This is a genomic window from Flavobacterium glucosi (genome assembly GCF_048286535.1).
Taxonomy (GTDB): Bacteria; Bacteroidota; Bacteroidia; order Flavobacteriales; family Flavobacteriaceae; genus Flavobacterium.
On sequence record NZ_JBLVPK010000001.1, the window covers coordinates 517,817 to 535,820 of the forward strand.

Consider the following 18,004-nt stretch of genomic DNA (forward strand, 5'->3'; position numbering starts at 1 on the left):
ATGAGTAATTCTAATCAACAACAAGAGCAAATTAATATTGAGCTAGATGAAAAAATTGCTGAAGGAATTTATTCCAATTTGGCAATAATCAATCACTCTTCATCAGAGTTTGTTTTAGATTTTGTAAGTATCATGCCCGGTATTCCTAAAGCTAAGGTGAAATCAAGAATTGTCTTGACACCACAACATGCTAAAAGATTATTGAAAGCAATAGGAGAAAACATTCACCGTTTTGAAGTCGCTCATGGCGAAATAAAAGACACTGATCAAGCTCCAATACCGCTTAATTTTGGTCCAGCAGGACAAGCATAATATTTTAAAGGCTCCAGAAATGGAGCCTTTTTTTTGTTTAAAGATTTTTTTATAGTCTCTGAATTATCAGCCATTCATTTTTTAATTTTAAGATGCCTTGAGGATCGCTTCAATATACCTCCATCAATCTCTACTTTAATTTCGTATTTCTAAAAAAATCAAACAATACTTTTTATTTTATAAATTAGAATTAAGAAACCATTAAATTCAGTGCATTGATAACAAGTTTGTGCTTTAAACGATTATTAAGGCGCTTCATCGAAAATATTTTTTGCTGGTAAATAAATGATATACTTTCGTTCTCGAGATAGGTAAGTAAATCCTATTCATCATAAAAAAAACGAATTGTATGAAATATTTTTCTTTAAAAGCGGACACAAAAGGGATTTCAAATCTCTTGATAATGTTTGTTTTTATAGTAATATCAAACGTATCTGTATTTGGTCAATCTGCTCAAAATGTAGTTGATGGTAATATTGTTGAAGTTAGTAGTAGCATAAAAAAAGAAAGTGTTTCAGCAGTTTCTTCATCAAATAGTATGAATTTCGTATTGTGGTTTATGGGTACAAAACAAGATCCAAATAGTCCAATTTCTAAAGAAGGTACAAGTACAAAAATTAAAGTTATAACATCTGGTTCTGCTCCAAATCGTTTGTTGATAAAAGCTTTTTTAAAGAAAGCCGTAGATTCTGACAGCATGATTGCTTAAGTAGAGTTTTATTTTAAATGGGATATAAAAAAACGCTAATTTTTAAATTAGCGTTTTTTTTTGTAATTATTTTAAAAAGATTTTTTTATTCAAATTCTGAAGTGAAATATAATTTAACGTTTGGGTATTTATTTTCCGTCATTTGAATAGTAAAGTCAGAATCAGCTAGAAAGACCAGTTGCCCGTATTTATCATGTGCCAAGAATTTCTGTTTGATTCTTCTAAATTCTTTAAACTCATCGCTTTTAACATCATTTGGCTTCACCCAACACGCTTTGTGAACCGGGAAATTTTCATAGGTACATTTAGCGCCATATTCATGTTCCAAACGGTATTGAATAACTTCATATTGAAGTGCACCTACAGTTCCGATGATTTTTCGGTTGTTCATTTCCAGAGTGAATAACTGTGCAACACCTTCATCCATTAACTGATCAATACCTTTATCGAGCTGTTTGGCCTTCATTGGATCAGCATTATTGATGTATCTGAAATGCTCCGGAGAGAAGCTAGGAATTCCTTTGAAACTCATGATTTCGCCTTCGGTCAACGTATCTCCAATTTTGAAATTTCCGGTATCGTGCAAGCCAACAATATCACCAGGGTATGAAATGTCTACAATTTCTTTCTTCTCGGCAAAAAAAGCATTTGGACTCGAGAATTTTAAGTTCTTCTTCTGGCGAACGTGATAATACGGTTTGTTTCTTTCAAAAGTTCCAGAAACAACTTTTATAAAGGCCAGACGGTCTCTGTGTTTTGGATCCATATTAGCATGGATTTTAAAAACAAATCCAGTCATTTTTTCTTCTTTTGGATCGACTAATCGAGTTTCTGAATCTTTTGGTCTTGGTGATGGAGCAATTTGTACAAAACAGTCTAATAATTCTCGTACTCCAAAATTATTTAAAGCAGAACCGAAAAAGACAGGTTGTAATTTTCCGTCTAAATAATCCTGACGATCAAATTTAGGATATACTTCGTCTATTAATTCTAGTTCTTCACGTAAGTGATCTGCTGGTTTTTGGCCGATTATTTTCTCTAATTCTGGATTTTTAACATCGGAGAAAGCAATTGTTTCTTCGATATTTTTTCGGCTATCACCACTAAATAAGTTGATATTTTGTTCCCATAGATTATAAATTCCCTGAAAATCATAACCCATTCCTATTGGGAAACTTAATGGGGTAACGGTTAAGCCCAATTTTTGTTCCACTTCATCCATCAAGTCAAAAGCATCTTTTCCTTCTCGGTCTAATTTATTGATGAATACGATAATTGGAATTTTTCGCATTCTACAAACGGCTACTAATTTTACCGTTTGTTCCTCAACACCTTTGGCGACGTCAATTACAACAATAACGCTGTCAACTGCAGTTAAGGTTCTAAAAGTGTCCTCGGCAAAATCCTTGTGTCCAGGGGTATCGAGAATATTTATTTTTTTGTCTTTATAATTGAATGCTAAAACTGAAGTAGAAACCGAAATCCCTCTCTGACGTTCAATTTCCATAAAGTCACTGGTAGCACCTTTTTTAATTTTATTATTCTTTACGGCACCTGCTTCTTGAATCGCACCACCAAAAAGGAGGAGTTTCTCAGTAAGTGTTGTTTTTCCGGCATCAGGATGTGAGATAATCCCGAAAGTTCTTCTGCGTTGTATTTCTTCTAAAAAGCCCATATTTGTATAAATAGTTTGCAAAAGTACTATTTATAAATGCCAATTAAAAAAATTGTATACTCTAAATGGAGTAGGCGAGTTTTGAAGTGGCAATTCATGTGATTTTAATCATAATCAGAGTTGAGAATATTGAACAGCTGATAAAAAAAAGACTGCCTTTTCAGACAGCCTTTATCAAATCTATGTGTTACATGTTGATTGACCAGACAGAATATCCATTTGGCGGACACTGAATTTTAACCCATTTGTCTGCTTGTGTTGTTGGTAACCAAGTCGAGTTCCCAGTAAAATCTTTAATTTGGGCATTGACCCAGTTGGTTTGAATCCATCTTTCTTGCCAGGTTGATGAGTTGTTAAGGTAAACAACCAGTCCAGGATTTCCGTTATAGCCATTTCTTCGAGCGATATACTCATCAGTATCGGTATATAAAATAGAAGTGGTTCCCGTTCCTTTATTGTTATGAATCCAAATAAGATTGTCCATTTTAGTTTTATTCAGCCATTCTTCATAATCTCTATAAAAAATAGTAGGATATCCTTCGTGAGTTAAAATATATGCGTACGCTAACTCTTTTTTCGAAATTTCATCCGTGTCATGATTGGAAACGAAAGTAACCGCCTTATACGGGTTTCTTTTCCACATCATGTCATCATTCAAAAGATTTAAATTGTTTCCATCAAATGCATCGTTCATTTTATAATAACAGGCAAAATCAAAAACAGAACTATTGGCATTGTTAGCCCAATCGTTAAGGATGTTTACGTTAGAATCCCATAATTCACCCACGGAGAAGCCACCAACGTTTGCATTCCAGTCTTTGACAACCCAAGGAGCAAAACCTTTCACGTAATCAAATCTCCAGCCATCAAACTTCATCGTATTTTTATAATATTTCCCTACACCATCTGCTCTTTTCCAAAGCCAGTCTTGAACATTTGGTACCACATGAGCTAAGTCAGGAAAGCCCCCAAAAGAACCTTCATCGTTGTTTCCGTATGAATTTTTGTAAAAATCAGCGCTAGTTCTAGGGAATTTGCCAGAAGCGACACCAGTAAAGTTAGTATAGGTTTGTGTTCCTGTAAAAGGATTGTTTTCTAATTGGCCGCCACTATTGTGGTTTAATACCATATCAGCATATACTTGCATGTTTTCGGCATGGACTTTTGTTATCAGACTTTCTAATTCTGTACGGGAACCAAATCTGGTTTCCACAGTACCATTTTGATTGTAATTTCCAAAATCGAAGTAATCTGTAGGGTCATAACCCATAGAAAATGGCCCGTTTTGTGCTTTTGATACTGGAGGAAGCCAGATGGAACCAATACCCGCATTTGACCAAGCAGTTATTTTGGCATTAACCGTATTCCACCAGTTTCCGCCGGCAGGAACATCCCAATAGAAAGCTTGCATCATAACGCCACCGCCGGGGTTTGCAACGTACCTTCCAGTTGTTGTATTAGTTGATTTTCCGGTACTGAATGGCTGTCCATCGTGATGCGTAACGTTGATTACTTTGAATTGTGAAGCTGCAGCAGCTGAATCTGTTACCAGATCGTCATTCGAATTGCAGGAATACAGACCAACTAACAAGGCTGATAACAGATACGCTTTAAAATTTTGTTTTTTCATAAATGAATAAATTAGGTTAAGTAATAGATTTTGGGAAATAATTGAAAAATAGAAAGCAATGTGATTTCTAGAAATTTAATTTTTACTTATTTTTAGGTTAGGTATTAAAACGTATTTTATTAAAATCAAAAAAATAAATTGAATAATTAGTATAAATTTATTTTTATGTTTAATTTTTTGATAAAACAGCACTTTTAGCTAATCTATGCAATTTCTTACGCCATGAGCACAAGATTTTTTTTTAATTCTTTACGAAAACGTTGTAGTGTTTACAACTTTCTCAATAGAGTGTTAAAAATGAGAATTTTAAAGACTTTTATTCAGTTATTACTCCATTAGGAACGAAGGAAACATTAGAAAAAGGAAATATATTTTGCAAAAGCGAGGTATTTGAAAAGTGAAAATAAAATGACACTGTTGTGATTCAAGAATCTACAATGAAGATTTTAATTTTTATAGTTCTAAAGTTCAGTTTCTGTATGATTTAGAAGCTAAATATCGCAATAAATAAATGCGTTTATAATTTTTTGTTAATAGTACAGAGGAAACTTGTATTATGTAATTGAATTGTTATTTTTGTTCGTTTTAAATTTTAAGAATAGTAAGAAATTGTAATATAAATTCAATTCGCTTCTGATTCTTAAAGTGTATATTTGCCAAAATTATTAGGGCCTTTATAAATAGGTTTAGAGACAATTGAATGAGGATGTTTTTACAATTAATACAAATTATAATAATGCCAATAAATAAAATAAAAATGAGATCCATTAATAATAGAATTGCATTTACTTTTTTTGTTTTGCTTTTTTCCACTGTGGTAGCAAATGCTCAAGAAATTATTAAGGATAGTGTCATTAGTCCAGTTAAAAAAATTCAATCTACGGGTAAGCAAAAAATTGACGGTGTCATTGCCACTGTAGGAGACTACATTATATTAGATTCAGATATTGACAAGTCGTATCTTGAGATTTCTGCTGGAGGAGGTTCTGTAAAAGACATTACAAGATGCCAAATGTTGGGGAAATTATTGGAAGATAAATTATATGCTCACCAAGCAATTCAAGATAGTATCGTAGTGACAGATGCTGAAGTGAAAGGTATGATGGAAGATCGATTGAACTATATGATTGAACAAATAGGATCTTTAGAGAAAGTAGTGAAATATTATAAAAAAGATTCTGAAGAAGAATTTAGAACTTACTTCTCTGATATTTTGAAGGAAGGGAAATTGAGTTCAGAAATGCAAAAGAAAATTGTTGATGGTGTAGAAATCACTCCTGAAGAAGTCCGTAATTATTTTAAAACAATACCTACCGCAGATCTTCCTTTTTTTGGAGTAGAATTAGAAGTAGCGCAAATTGTGATTACTCCTAAAGTTTCGGATGCTGATAAACAAAAAGTAATTGATAGACTGAATGGGTTCAAAAAAGAAATAGAAGAAGGTTCTAGTTTTTCTACTAAAGCGGTCTTGTATTCCCAAGATCCAGGTTCAAGATCTAATGGCGGTTTTTATAAAATGACTCGTAAAACTCCATTTGTAAAAGAGTTTAAAGAGGTTGCTTTTAGCCTTGCTGAAGGAGAAATTTCTGCTCCTTTTCAAACAGATTTTGGGTATCATATTATTTATGTAGAAAAAATCAAAGGACAAGAAATAGAATTGCGTCATATATTATTGACACCAACAGTAACTGAAGAGGCTTTGAATGAAGCCAAAGAGAAAGTTACTTTGATTAGAAAAAGAATCGAAGATAAAGAAATCACTTTTGCAGATGCTGCCAGAACATTATCTGATGAAAAAGAAACCAGAGCTAATGGTGGCGCTTTAATTAATCCAAAAACACAAGATACTCGTTTTGAGTTGACAAAAATGGATCCTAGCTTTTATACTCAAGTTTCTAATTTAAAAGAGGGCGAAGTTTCTGCACCAATATTAGAACAAGGCGAAGAAGGAAAGAAAACATTCAAACTAATTACCGTTACGAATAGAATTGATGAGCATGCGGCAGATTATGCTAAGGATTACATCAAGATTAAAGACTTGGCTCTAAAAAGCAAACAAATTACTACTATAGGAAAATGGTTTGATGAAAAGATTAAAGAAACATACATTAAAATCATTGGAGAATACAGAGATTGTGATTTTACAAACAATTGGCTTAAAAAATAGTTTCCTTATTGCTTTACCAGATTAGAATTAGGGATGAAAATTTTTCAATAAATAAATCAAAAGAGTTAGTTTTATGATTTCATAGCGCTAACTCTTTTTAATTTTAAAAACGTAATACATGTCAGACGTAGCAGCAATACATAACTTGGTTCAAAAAAGGAATGAGCTAAAAGCGGAGATAGCAAAAATCATTGTAGGCCAAAATGATGTGGTAGATCAAATTTTGCTTTGTATATTTTCTGGAGGTCATGCATTATTGGTAGGAGTTCCTGGACTGGCCAAAACATTGATGGTAAATACGCTGGCGCAAGCTTTAGGGCTTGATTTCAAAAGAATTCAGTTCACACCGGATTTGATGCCGTCAGATATATTGGGGAGCGAAATTCTAGATGAAAATCGTCATTTTAAATTTATAAAAGGGCCCATTTTTTCGAATATTGTTCTGGCCGACGAAATCAACAGAACGCCACCAAAGACTCAGGCTGCTTTGCTCGAAGCTATGCAGGAACGTTCTGTTACCATTGCGGGCGAAAACTATAAATTAGATTTGCCTTATTTTGTTTTGGCAACTCAAAACCCTATCGAGCAGGAAGGAACGTATCCTTTGCCAGAAGCGCAATTAGACCGATTCATGTTTGCCATAAAACTGGAATATCCTTCTTTTTTAGAGGAAGTTCAAGTGGTTAAACAAACTACTTCTGATATAAAAAATACTGTAAATCCTTTGTTTACTGCTCAAGAAATAATTGATTTCCAGCAGTTAATCCGTAGAATTCCTGTTGCTGATAACGTAATTGAATATGCAGTGACATTGGTAAGCAAGACAAGGCCAGATAATCCGTTGTCTAACGAGTTTGTGAAAAATTATTTAGATTGGGGAGCGGGACCTAGGGCTTCTCAAAATTTAATTTTGGCGGCCAAAGCCAACGCTGCTTTCAATGGGAAATTTTCTCCAGATATTGAAGATGTAAAAGCGGTGGCTACCGGAATTTTGCGTCATAGAATTATAAAAAATTATAAAGCTGATGCCGAAGGAATTACCGAAGAAATGATTATTTCAAAGCTGATTTAATTTTTTATCACATTTAATTCTAAAGGTGCTATGTTTCAAAAGAAGTATAGCACCTTTCCTCTTATTGTAAAATTTTGGTTTTGTCAAAAAATAGATTCTAAATTATGAATTGTTTAATATTAGGGCTTAAACCTGTCATTTTGTCAATTAAATGCAGTGTAGTTTCTTTTTTTGCAATAATAATTTTTAAAAAGGCGACTTTTATTAAATTCTTTTTAATTCTCATCTTTAATACTTAAATTTGCATAACATATAACAAACAATTCCTATATACTATGGCTTTTGATATTGAAATGATTAAAAAAGTGTACGACAACATGACTACTCGTGTTGATAAGGCACGTGAGATAGTTGGTCGCCCACTTACTTTGACAGAGAAAATTTTGTACAATCACCTTTGGGATGGAACTCCATCTGTCGCTTTTACAAGAGGTGCTGATTATGTTGATTTTGCTCCAGACAGAGTTGCTTGTCAAGATGCAACCGCTCAAATGGCATTGTTGCAATTCATGCATGCAGGTAAATCTAAAGTAGCTGTTCCCACAACAGTACATTGTGATCACTTGATTCAAGCTAAAGTTGATGCTGTAACCGATTTGGCCAGAGCAAAAACACAGAGTAATGAAGTATTTGAATTTCTTTCTTCAGTATCTAATAAATACGGAATCGGTTTCTGGAAACCAGGAGCAGGGATTATCCATCAAGTAGTTCTGGAAAACTATGCTTTCCCAGGAGGAATGATGATTGGTACCGATTCTCACACTGTAAATGCAGGTGGTTTAGGAATGGTAGCTATAGGTGTTGGTGGAGCTGATGCAGTTGATGTTATGTCAGGAATGGCTTGGGAATTAAAATTTCCTAAACTAATTGGAGTAAAATTGACTGGAAAACTTTCCGGTTGGACAGCTCCAAAAGACGTTATTCTTAAAGTAGCCGGAATTCTTACTGTAAAAGGTGGAACAGGTGCTATCGTTGAATATTTTGGTGAAGGTGCTACTTCTATGTCTTGTACTGGAAAAGGAACTATCTGTAATATGGGTGCCGAAATTGGTGCTACTACTTCTACATTTGGATATGATGCGTCAATGGGACGTTATTTACGTTCAACGAATAGAGCGGATGTTGCTGATGCAGCGGATAAAATTGCACCTTACTTAACAGGTGATGCTGAAGTTTATGCTAATCCAGAGTTGTATTTTGACCAAGTAATTGAAATCAACTTAGACGAATTAGAGCCCCATTTAAATGGACCTTATACCCCGGATTTAGCTACTCCAATTTCTAAAATGAAAGAGGAAGCAATCAAAAATAATTGGCCTTTGAAAATTGAAGTAGGTTTAATCGGTTCTTGTACGAACTCTTCTTACGAAGATATCGCTCGTGCAGCTTCTTTAGCGAAACAAGTTACCGATAAAAATTTAAAAATAAAATCTCAATTTACCATTACTCCAGGTTCTGAAGTAGTGCGTTATACTATAGAGCGTGACGGATTTATCGATATTTTTGATAAAATGGGAGCGACTGTTTTTGCAAATGCTTGCGGACCATGTATTGGAATGTGGGATAGAGAAGGTGCAGAAAAAGAAGAACGCAATACAATTGTTCACTCTTTCAACCGTAACTTCTCCAAACGTGCCGATGGAAATCCAAACACTTTGGCTTTCGTAGGTTCCCCTGAATTAGTAACCGCTCTAGCTATTGCTGGGGATTTAGGTTTCAATCCGTTGACTGATACTTTAATCAATGAAAATGGTGAAGAAGTAAAATTAGACGCTCCAACCGGGAACGAATTACCTCCAAAAGGGTTTGATGCTGAAGATCCAGGTTTTCAAGCACCAGCCGAAGATGGTTCAGGTGTTCAAATCGCAGTTAGCGAAACTTCGGAAAGACTACAATTATTAGCTCCGTTCTTACCTTGGGATGGAAAAAACATCACAGGTGCTAAATTGCTTATCAAAGCGTTCGGAAAATGTACAACAGATCACATCTCTATGGCTGGACCATGGTTGCGTTTCCGTGGGCATTTAGATAATATTTCTAATAATATGTTGATTGGGGCAATCAATGCTTACAACCAAAAACCCAATACAGTTAAAAATCAATTGACTGGTACATACGATGCAGTTCCTGCTGTAGCGCGTGCATATAAAGCAGCTGGTGTTGCTTCAATTGTTGTGGGAGATCATAACTATGGAGAAGGATCTTCTCGTGAGCATGCAGCTATGGAACCTCGTTTCTTAGGTGTAAAAGCAGTATTGGTAAAATCATTTGCGCGTATCCACGAAACAAACCTTAAAAAACAAGGTCTTTTAGGATTGACATTTGCTACTGAAGCTGATTACGATAAAATACAGGAAGATGACACCATCAACTTCACTGATTTAGTTGATTTTGCTCCAGGAAAACCATTAACACTAGAATTCGTTCATGCTGATGGAACCAAAGATATCATCTTGGCAAACCATACCTATAATCAAGGACAAATTGGTTGGTTCGTTGCTGGTTCAGCATTAAACTTGATTGCTGCTGCTGGAAAAGCATAAGTAAACTAAAATATTTTATACTCAAAACTCTCAAGGAAACTTGGGAGTTTTTTTATGCATTCTAATTTATTTCAGGAGCTGTTTCCTGCTGACCATTTCAAGCTTTTTTGCGCAATTGCTTTTTTCCAAGATAAAAAAGGAGCTTCTTTTAGTCGCTCTTTTTTCTCAGGAAAAATAGGCAATTTCGCTTCAAAAGGCTTTCCACTTTCATCAGGGCTACAAATCAAAAAGCAGAATTTCAATTCCTGTTTTATTGATTTGCGACAAAATTTTTTTTGAAAAAGAAAAGCGCTTTAAGTCTAAAATAAGAGCTAAATTCAAAAAACAAGGCGTAATTCTGTTTTTTGACCGTTAAAATTTGAAAAAAGGAAGTGTTTTTTGATTAAATCTCTTATATTAGCCTTTTTGAAAAATTAAATTTTTCAAGGAAGCTTTTTTGATTGTTTTTAATCAACTTTCTTTAGAATTTTTATTTTCAGCCTAACAATACAATAGGTTTGTACGGCGTTACTATTTCAGCGGCTTTAGCAATTGAAATAAAAAATCAACTAGAATTTAAAAAGAACACATTTTGACTCTCTTTTTTTGAAAGAGATAAGGATTTTTTTTATGTTTTTTTTAATAGAAAAGTAAAAAAGAAAACCATAGCGAGATTTAATAATTATATCCCGAAATCGCTGTGTAGAATAAAATGGGGTAAGTAATTTGAAATAAATGAATATGAGTTTAAGATTAATTGTAACATTGTTTTTATTGAATAGTATCGTTCTTTTTTCTCAAGAAAACAGCAGGAAACACACCATAGTAAAAGGAGAAACAATTTCTAGTATTGCTGAGAAATATGACGTGAAACAAAGCGCTATTTTCAAACTAAATCCAAACGCAAAAAATCTCTTAAAACTGAATTCCATTTTACTAATTCCTGTAGCAGCCACAAAAAAAACAAATGCTAAATCTAAGGTTGCAACAAATTTCTCCGCAAAAGAGCATGAAGTACTTACCAAAGAAACCCTTTATGGAATTGCAAAACAATACGGAATCTCTCTAAAGGAATTAAACGAACTCAATCCTACATTAGAATCTACAGGATTAAAAATAGGTCAAAAAATTATAGTCCCAGCAAACCCATCTTCAACTGAAGTAGCTGTTGTTACGCCAACCAAAAAGGTTTCTCAAAAACCAGAATTAGTAGGGACTTCCCCAGCAATAGAAACTAAAAAATCAATTACGGAACTAACCACGATAGAAGTGCTGCCAAAAGAATCAAAATATTCTATCGCAAGAAAATACGGAATTACGGTTAAAGAATTAGACAAAGCCAATCCCGCTTTAGGAGCCAAAGCACTCAGAGTAGGCCAAAAAATAACGATCCCAGGAAATGGAATACCAGTGACTGAGCTAGCAATTATACCACAACAAAACAAAGAATTATCAACTGCTGAAGCTATCGTTAATTCAGAATCTGTTACAAATACATCCAAAACTGAAGAAACAGTAGTTTCTAATCCAAAAATAGATTTACCTAAATCAGAAGTTACAGCTGTTTCTCAACCAAGTGAAGCAATAGGCTTAACTACAGGGAATATTGTTCGCGAAGTGTTGCATAAAGAAACTAAATATGGTATTGCTAAACAATATGGAATTACGGTTCAAGAATTAGAAAAACAAAATCCAGAAATTAAAAACCGACTTCGCGTAGGAAATAAATTAAACATACGGGTGAATACTGTACCTGTAGAAAATAATGTTGTAGTTAGCGCTGATAACGATGATGCTACTATTATTGAAAATGCTAAAATTGATTTTAACAATGCATTGAAGCCCACTTTTAGTCATGATTTTCTAGATCAATTGATCGAACGCGCTTCAGAAAACATAGGAACCAGATACCGCACTGGAGGAACTTCAAAAGCAGGATTTGACTGTTCTGGTTTGATGTGTACTACTTTTGGTGCATTTGACATAAAGTTGCCAAGAACATCAAGAGCACAATCGGGTATTGGGACAAAAATAAATACTGAAGAAGCTCAAAAAGGAGATTTAATTTTCTTTAAAACAAACGGTAGAAGCCAAATTAATCATGTAGGGATGGTGGTAGAAGTTTGTGAAGGAGAAATAAAATTCATTCACGCTTCAGTGAGTAATGGGGTTATTATTTCCTCTACTAGAGAAAAATATTATGAAAGAAACTTTACCCAAATAAATCGAGTTTTGCAGTAATTGTAATTCGATAATTAAGGAATAAAAACAGAAACTCCTCAGGCAACTGAGGAGTTTCTGTTTTTATTAGTTTTACGGTTTAGTGTTGTTCCGCACTATTTATTTCAATCCAATAGCCATCCGGATCCTGTATGTATATTTGTTTGATTCCGTCTGCTCTAACAGTTATAGTATCCAGTTTTCCCGGCCAGTCAGAGTACGTAATGTGTAACGCTTTAAGTGCTTGAATCAGCGCATCAAAATTAGCTGATTTAAACGCAAGATGTACCGCTTTGTTTATTGTAACAGGTCCTTTAATAGTGGAAACTAAGTGTAATTCTTTTCCATCACCCAAGGAGACCCAACGAATGCCTTCCTTTCTTGTCAGATTAGTAATTTCAGAAAGCTTCAAAACGTTAGTATAGAAATCAACGGAACGATCCAAGTCTTTTACGGAAAGTGCCATGTGATCCAACTTCAAAGCAAAGGAGTTGGTATTCTGGGCGCAAAGTGTTCCAGTGAATACAAATGCAATTAGGAATGTGGTTATTTTTTTCATGGGTAATTTGATTTTCATTTTACTAAAATAGTATTTTTCGTTTTATATTTAAAATTAATTTTCACGAAGAATGCTGTTTATTATTTTAATCCAATCTTCTTTGTTGCCAATATTAGTATTTATGGCGACACTATTGTTGTTGTAAGGCTTGTATGTGTTTATATTCGGACGCGAAAATAGTCCTGCTGTTGGTGTTAATGCAGAACTGGCTAAATGCATAATTCCACTATCTGCACCAATGAAAATTTCAGTATTGGCAATTACTGAACCAATCTCCCGAATGTCTTTGCTATAAAAAGTAGGTGCTTTAAATCCTATTTGTGAAATGTTTTCAACTGGTAAAACCTCTATAATATTGTAGTCTTCGAATGTTGTTTTTAATTGCTCATAGAAATCCTCCCACCAAGTTTCTGAATAGCATTTGTCATCCGTTGCATAAGTGAAAATAGAAATAGTTTTTTTATTATCAGGAACTATTTTGTCAACTGTTTTTTTGCCTTCGGCAAGTTCAGCAAGGCTTAACTTAAGGTCTAATGATGGAACTGGGTCTGCTTTTTCGTGAAATCCTAATTTGGTTAAAAAACTCCTAAATTCATACACCGGATACTTTGCAATGTGCTCGTAATCGGTGTGCTGTAATTGGATTGTGTTGTCTATTTCTCCGAAGAACTTATATTTTGCATTTGCAAACTGAGCCGATAATCGTCCAGATGAAGAATTTTTATCAACATTTATAACGATGTCATAGTGCTGCTTTTTGATCTTTATCCAGACCTGAAAATAAGCGATTAGGTGTTTAAAGGGTTTTTTGGGAAGTTCAATGATGTAATTAATGTTTTCGTAGTTTTGAAAAACAATTGGTGCCAAACCGCCCTTTACAAATAAATCAATCTTGCAATCAGGAAAAGTAGCTATTACATCTTGAACCAGTGGTGTAATGAGCAACAAATTTCCCAGTCTATGATTGGGTCTGGAAATTAAAACCCTTTTGATTTCGATTTTTTGAGATAAATCGATTATTTGATTCTTTTGTGAATTCCCAATATTTTTAGTTAGGTTATGCGTTACAATTCTTCGGAATACATTTACTTTTTTTAAGATACTCATGCTTTTAAAATATTATATAGTATTGAAATCATTTTTAAATATAAAATTGAAAAGGTCTGTTTTTATCCTTTTTCACAGAACATAAAATAAATAACACCACCCAAAACGGGTTACCTAACGGGCAAATATACAATATAGAAGCTAATAATATTTGTAGCTCCTTATATTATACTTTATTCTTAAGGATTGGATATGCAAATAAAAATGGCACATAAAATTAAGCTACATTTTTGCAAGTAATTTGATTGTTTAGTTCTTCAATAGTTTGATAATTCAATGCAGAATGTCCTCTTTTTTGATTGTGCCAAATCTTGAGATATTCAAAAATTTCCAATTTCTAATTTCTTTCGGTTGCTTGCAATTGCACCGAATTTACGTGTAGCATAAAATAGAATTAATGTAAATTACGTTTTGGAATCATAAAAAAGCACAGCAATGCAGAAAGGTCCTGAAATATTTTGCAATCTTTGAACTCTAAAAAATTAAACAGCATTATGAGCAAGACAAAACTAACAATCAACCGCAATGGTTCTATAAAAATAGAAGGCGATTTTGAAATAACAGACTGTGAAGGAAAAACATACGGATTGGAGGGAAGAACGGCTTTGGGACTTTGCCGTTGTGGATTGTCAGTAAACAAACCTTTTTGTGATGGTTCCCACCGCAATGGTTTTGAGCATGAATCATCCGCATTTGACTTGCCACCAGTAAAAACGAAGTAATATCATTTTCTGTTTCGATTAAACAAGAAAAGCTAAATCTTTATGGGTTTAGCTTTTCTTGTTTTATACGCGTTTTTATAAAATTTTATTAGGAGATAAATCAAGTGCTTTTACTGAAAATTGATCTCAATGCTCTTTAAACTGCTGATAATCGCCATAACATCTTGATCGCCCAGTCCTTCTTGTTCTGCAGCGGCATAACTGTCATACAAAGGATGAATCAGCGGGGAATCAAGTCCGGCCTCTTTGGCCAGTCTTAAATCTTTGACCAAATGTTTTAACGCAAATGCTGCCGGATAAGAATCGTTCAGAATAGAAGGTGTTTTGATATTCGTAATTCCGTTGCCGCAAGCGCCTTGATTGATGATGTTAAGCATATCTTCCTTGCTTACACCATTCTTCTCGGCAAATAAAACTGTTTCAGCTATTCCTTGAAGATTCAATCCTAATAGGTAATTGATGGCTAATTTTGCCGAACTTGCCACGCCAGGTTCTCCTACATGAATCGCAATTTTACCCAAAACGTCAAATATGGGTTTGGCTACTTCGTAATCTTTATTCGAAGCGCCCACAAGAATAACCAAAGTTCCGTCTTGTGCTGGCTTTACACTTCCAGAAACGGGAGCATCTATAAAATGTATTTGATGTTGGTTACAAATGGTGTTTAAATAACGCGAGGTTTCTGGAGCAACCGTACTCATATTGATGATGGTTTTGCCAGGATTGGTTTTAGACAATAAACCCGTTTGTCCTTCAAAAACTTCTTTGACAGCTGCGTCATTGGATAACATCGTCAAAACGACGTCACAAGTTTCCATTAATTCGTGTAAACTGCTTGCTGATTTTGCTCCTGCAGCTAGTAATGGCGCTTCTTTATCTTTAGTGCGATTGAAAACCGACACTTCAAAACCTGCTTTGAGTAGGTTCATAACCATTGGATTTCCCATGTTGCCAAGGCCTGTCCATCCTAATTTTAATGTATTCATAGTTTTTAGTGCTAAATGATACGTTTCCTGTTTTGGTGTTAAAAGCTATACTAACATCAGGAAAACGACACTAAAGTACGTTTAATTTCTGGGAAAGAAACATAAAACTGCGAGTGGAACGGATTATAAACATCCAAGCGAACGGGTTTTATAAATTCAGGTATTCCTAAAGTAAATTTAGAAGTCTAAAGAGTGCAAAACCCAAGCCTACTCCAATTAGGAACCAAAAAAATCTTTGCTTTTTGTCTATTTTTACAAATTGTTGCTTGAGTACTACGCCATTTTCTTTCAATTCAAGTTTGATTTCTTTTTTGTCGAATTGTTTGTATTTAGATTCCAATATTAAATCTCTGGCGGGTAGTTTTATTTCGTGGGTAATTCCAGAAAAAGAAAACTTTTTAGAAATTATTTTCCCATTCAATAAAACGCTTTCCATTCCAAAAACAGAGTTTAAGAATTCTATTTTATTCGAGTCAATGTTAAATTCGGCGTATTTCATTTTTGTTTTGAGTTTTTTTGTAACGTTCTGGCGCTACAAGCAGTTTGGGACTAAATTAAGCCCATTATTCGGATTTGCCAAATCATTCCAGATAGAAACCCATTTTTCCATTACGCCAAATGCCCAAATCCGTTGTAGTAGCTGTTTTCTAGTTTATTTCGACTAGATTGTATTCAAATTTTTCTTTTTGTGAGAGAGTATTTATAATAGTTGTTTTTGTGATTACTATGTTACAAACTTCTCCAACGTGCAATTCTTTAATTAAAGTCATTATAGAATTTGGATATTTTACTGTATAAGTTTGATTATTACTTCTATCAAATACTTCAATTTTATTTTTTAAACTTAAAGTAATTATTTCAGATTCAAAACTTAGTGTTTCGGGTTCTAAGATTTCTATACTTTTAAAAGTATTATAGAACATTGAAATTTTTTCAGAGGTTCCAAACCATTTTTTCGTTTCGTAATTTGGGCTTTCCCAAGTAATTTCAACTTCTAAATTATCGTGAATTAATTCTTCTAAAAATGCTGAAAAATATTTAGAATTTTTAGTACCAACTTTTTCAATATTTTCCATTAATTCAGATTCATCATTGGAAGAAAATAATTCAAAAGTGTTTTCAAGCGAATTTTGAACAATACTATTCCCGAAAATATCTGGACTTGTTTTTGCTGAAACATAGAATATTGTAGAACCTACTCCTAAACCTTCTAAACGAATGTCTAATGAATTTTTCATTAAAGTTTCTATTTTTTTACCACCTTTTTTGCCGAATTGTAGAAATTGGGAAGTCTTATAAAGAGCATTTGAAAATGAATTTGTAATACCTCCAACAGAACCTAATGGAAAAGTTCCGTTTTTTGCAATATTCCCAATTAACCGTAATGCTATTATTTCTTTGTTACGTTTTAAATTTTCAGTATAAAGATAACTTTGTAGATTTGTTATTTCGGATTTGTAATTTTCTATTTGGATTTTTACGGCAAAATTTTGTGGTTCGCTTGAAAGTAACGAACTAAGTTCTTCGATTTGGGATCGAAGATAGATTATGTTTTCTTGTAAATTACTAATTGTTGCCATAATTAAATTTTGCTATTCCCTTTGGTTGTTCACTTCGCGAATATCCAAACCAACCGCGCCAATAACTTCTATTATTTACATCATCATCTGGACAAAGTAAAATGTCAATATTATATCTTATTTTAGTTAATTGTCTATTAAACAGGATGTTAGCGATCGATTTTTTCTCGTCTGACAATGCATTTAATGAAACAATATTGTAAACAATTAAAATATCTATGTCTTCAGGTTCATCTTTTAATGTTGTAAAAGATCCGTCGAGCCATATTTCAAAATTAGTGTTTAATTTAGATAACTCGTCCAAAAAATTCCTTAATTGATTTACTAGAATTTGTCTTTTTGAGTTGCTTTCAAAATTTGTAACAAACAAATCATCTAATTGATTTAAATCAATTGTATGAAATCCTGGTGGAAAAATTGGTTCAAATTCGGGTTTGTCCATAGTTATTTGTGTGGTTTCTCGTAGACTTACTGCCAACTAGTATATAGGCGAAACAAACTTTCTTAAAAGCACCAAAATACGGGATGTTTGGCGAATTTTTCTTTCGCTTTATATTTTCTCAAATATACTCAATTTTTCTTACAATTTTTCTTGAAAAGAATAAACGTTATAGTTATTGCGGTTTGCGTGAGGGAGGGAAGCGGCATCCTTTATTTTCTTTATTTAAGAAAATAAAGATACAGCGTACCGCCCGACCCAAAGTGGCGAGGAGGAACGACAAAGCTACTGCAGGGTCACGCCC

Annotated in this window: 16 protein-coding genes; 7 read left to right on the forward strand and 9 right to left on the reverse strand. The window is 33.7% G+C overall.

Annotated features, from left to right (window positions below; genetic code table 11):
• A complete protein-coding gene (locus ACNQGD_RS02470) occupies positions 1–312 on the forward strand; it encodes a DUF3467 domain-containing protein (protein WP_417992581.1) in 312 nt (103 codons plus the stop codon).
• A gap of 349 nt (positions 313–661) precedes the next feature.
• Complete coding sequence (locus ACNQGD_RS02475; protein ID WP_417998172.1) at positions 662–1,021, forward strand: hypothetical protein; 360 nt, start codon at positions 662–664, stop codon at positions 1,019–1,021.
• Between the two features lie 85 nt (positions 1,022–1,106).
• On the opposite strand, the gene ACNQGD_RS02480 is transcribed toward ACNQGD_RS02475, so the two are convergent.
• Entirely contained in the window at positions 1,107–2,696 is a 1,590-nt protein-coding gene (locus ACNQGD_RS02480; RefSeq protein WP_417998267.1) for a peptide chain release factor 3, read from the reverse strand.
• Positions 2,697–2,883: 187 nt separating this feature from the next.
• On the reverse strand, positions 2,884–4,326 hold the full coding sequence (locus ACNQGD_RS02485) for an alpha-amylase (protein ID WP_417998173.1): 1,443 nt from the start codon (positions 4,324–4,326) through the stop codon (positions 2,884–2,886).
• 736 nt (positions 4,327–5,062) lie between these two features.
• Here ACNQGD_RS02485 and ACNQGD_RS02490 point away from each other — a divergent pair.
• From ACNQGD_RS02490 to ACNQGD_RS02500, 3 genes are all read left to right on the forward strand, one after another.
• Positions 5,063–6,493, forward strand: coding sequence for a peptidylprolyl isomerase (locus tag ACNQGD_RS02490; protein WP_417998174.1), 1,431 nt, complete (start codon positions 5,063–5,065; stop codon positions 6,491–6,493).
• Positions 6,494–6,611: 118 nt separating this feature from the next.
• The gene (locus ACNQGD_RS02495) at positions 6,612–7,565 is read left to right on the forward strand and encodes an AAA family ATPase (RefSeq protein ID WP_417997670.1); all 954 of its coding nucleotides are present in this window, start codon (positions 6,612–6,614) and stop codon (positions 7,563–7,565) included.
• 275 nt (positions 7,566–7,840) lie between these two features.
• The gene (locus ACNQGD_RS02500) at positions 7,841–10,108 is read left to right on the forward strand and encodes an aconitate hydratase (RefSeq protein ID WP_417992586.1); all 2,268 of its coding nucleotides are present in this window, start codon (positions 7,841–7,843) and stop codon (positions 10,106–10,108) included.
• A 71-nt stretch (positions 10,109–10,179) separates the two neighbouring features.
• On the opposite strand, the gene ACNQGD_RS02505 is transcribed toward ACNQGD_RS02500, so the two are convergent.
• Positions 10,180–10,350, reverse strand: a complete 171-nt coding sequence (locus ACNQGD_RS02505) for a hypothetical protein (RefSeq protein ID WP_417997861.1) — start codon at positions 10,348–10,350, stop codon at positions 10,180–10,182.
• A gap of 478 nt (positions 10,351–10,828) precedes the next feature.
• On the opposite strand from ACNQGD_RS02505, the gene ACNQGD_RS02510 reads away from it, so the two are divergent.
• A complete protein-coding gene (locus ACNQGD_RS02510) occupies positions 10,829–12,328 on the forward strand; it encodes a LysM peptidoglycan-binding domain-containing protein (protein WP_417998175.1) in 1,500 nt (499 codons plus the stop codon).
• Between the two features lie 79 nt (positions 12,329–12,407).
• Here the strand turns inward: ACNQGD_RS02510 and ACNQGD_RS02515 are convergent, their stop codons facing one another.
• Together ACNQGD_RS02515 and ACNQGD_RS02520 are read right to left on the reverse strand one after the other, a co-directional pair.
• On the reverse strand, positions 12,408–12,866 hold the full coding sequence (locus ACNQGD_RS02515; protein ID WP_417998176.1) for a VOC family protein: 459 nt from the start codon (positions 12,864–12,866) through the stop codon (positions 12,408–12,410).
• A gap of 54 nt (positions 12,867–12,920) precedes the next feature.
• Entirely contained in the window at positions 12,921–13,973 is a 1,053-nt protein-coding gene (locus ACNQGD_RS02520; RefSeq protein ID WP_417998177.1) for a glycosyltransferase family 9 protein, read from the reverse strand.
• Positions 13,974–14,467: 494 nt separating this feature from the next.
• On the opposite strand from ACNQGD_RS02520, the gene ACNQGD_RS02525 reads away from it, so the two are divergent.
• Complete coding sequence (locus ACNQGD_RS02525; RefSeq protein WP_417998178.1) at positions 14,468–14,695, forward strand: CDGSH iron-sulfur domain-containing protein; 228 nt, start codon at positions 14,468–14,470, stop codon at positions 14,693–14,695.
• A 110-nt stretch (positions 14,696–14,805) separates the two neighbouring features.
• Here the strand turns inward: ACNQGD_RS02525 and ACNQGD_RS02530 are convergent, their stop codons facing one another.
• The 4 genes from ACNQGD_RS02530 to ACNQGD_RS02545 all read right to left on the reverse strand — a co-directional run bounded on the left by ACNQGD_RS02530 (position 14,806) and on the right by ACNQGD_RS02545 (position 17,703).
• Entirely contained in the window at positions 14,806–15,681 is an 876-nt protein-coding gene (locus tag ACNQGD_RS02530) for an NAD(P)-dependent oxidoreductase (protein WP_417998179.1), read from the reverse strand.
• A gap of 166 nt (positions 15,682–15,847) precedes the next feature.
• Entirely contained in the window at positions 15,848–16,180 is a 333-nt protein-coding gene (locus tag ACNQGD_RS02535; RefSeq protein WP_417998180.1) for a hypothetical protein, read from the reverse strand.
• Positions 16,181–16,328: 148 nt separating this feature from the next.
• Positions 16,329–17,261: a hypothetical protein gene (locus ACNQGD_RS02540; protein WP_417998181.1), complete on the reverse strand. Its 933-nt coding sequence runs from the start codon at positions 17,259–17,261 to the stop codon at positions 16,329–16,331.
• Positions 17,248–17,703 carry a DUF6932 family protein gene (locus ACNQGD_RS02545; RefSeq protein WP_417998182.1) on the reverse strand — a complete coding sequence of 152 codons (456 nt, stop codon included), beginning with the start codon at positions 17,701–17,703 and terminating at the stop codon, positions 17,248–17,250. The genes ACNQGD_RS02540 and ACNQGD_RS02545 overlap by 14 nt, the downstream gene beginning before the upstream one ends.
• Positions 17,704–18,004: the final 301 nt, after the last annotated feature.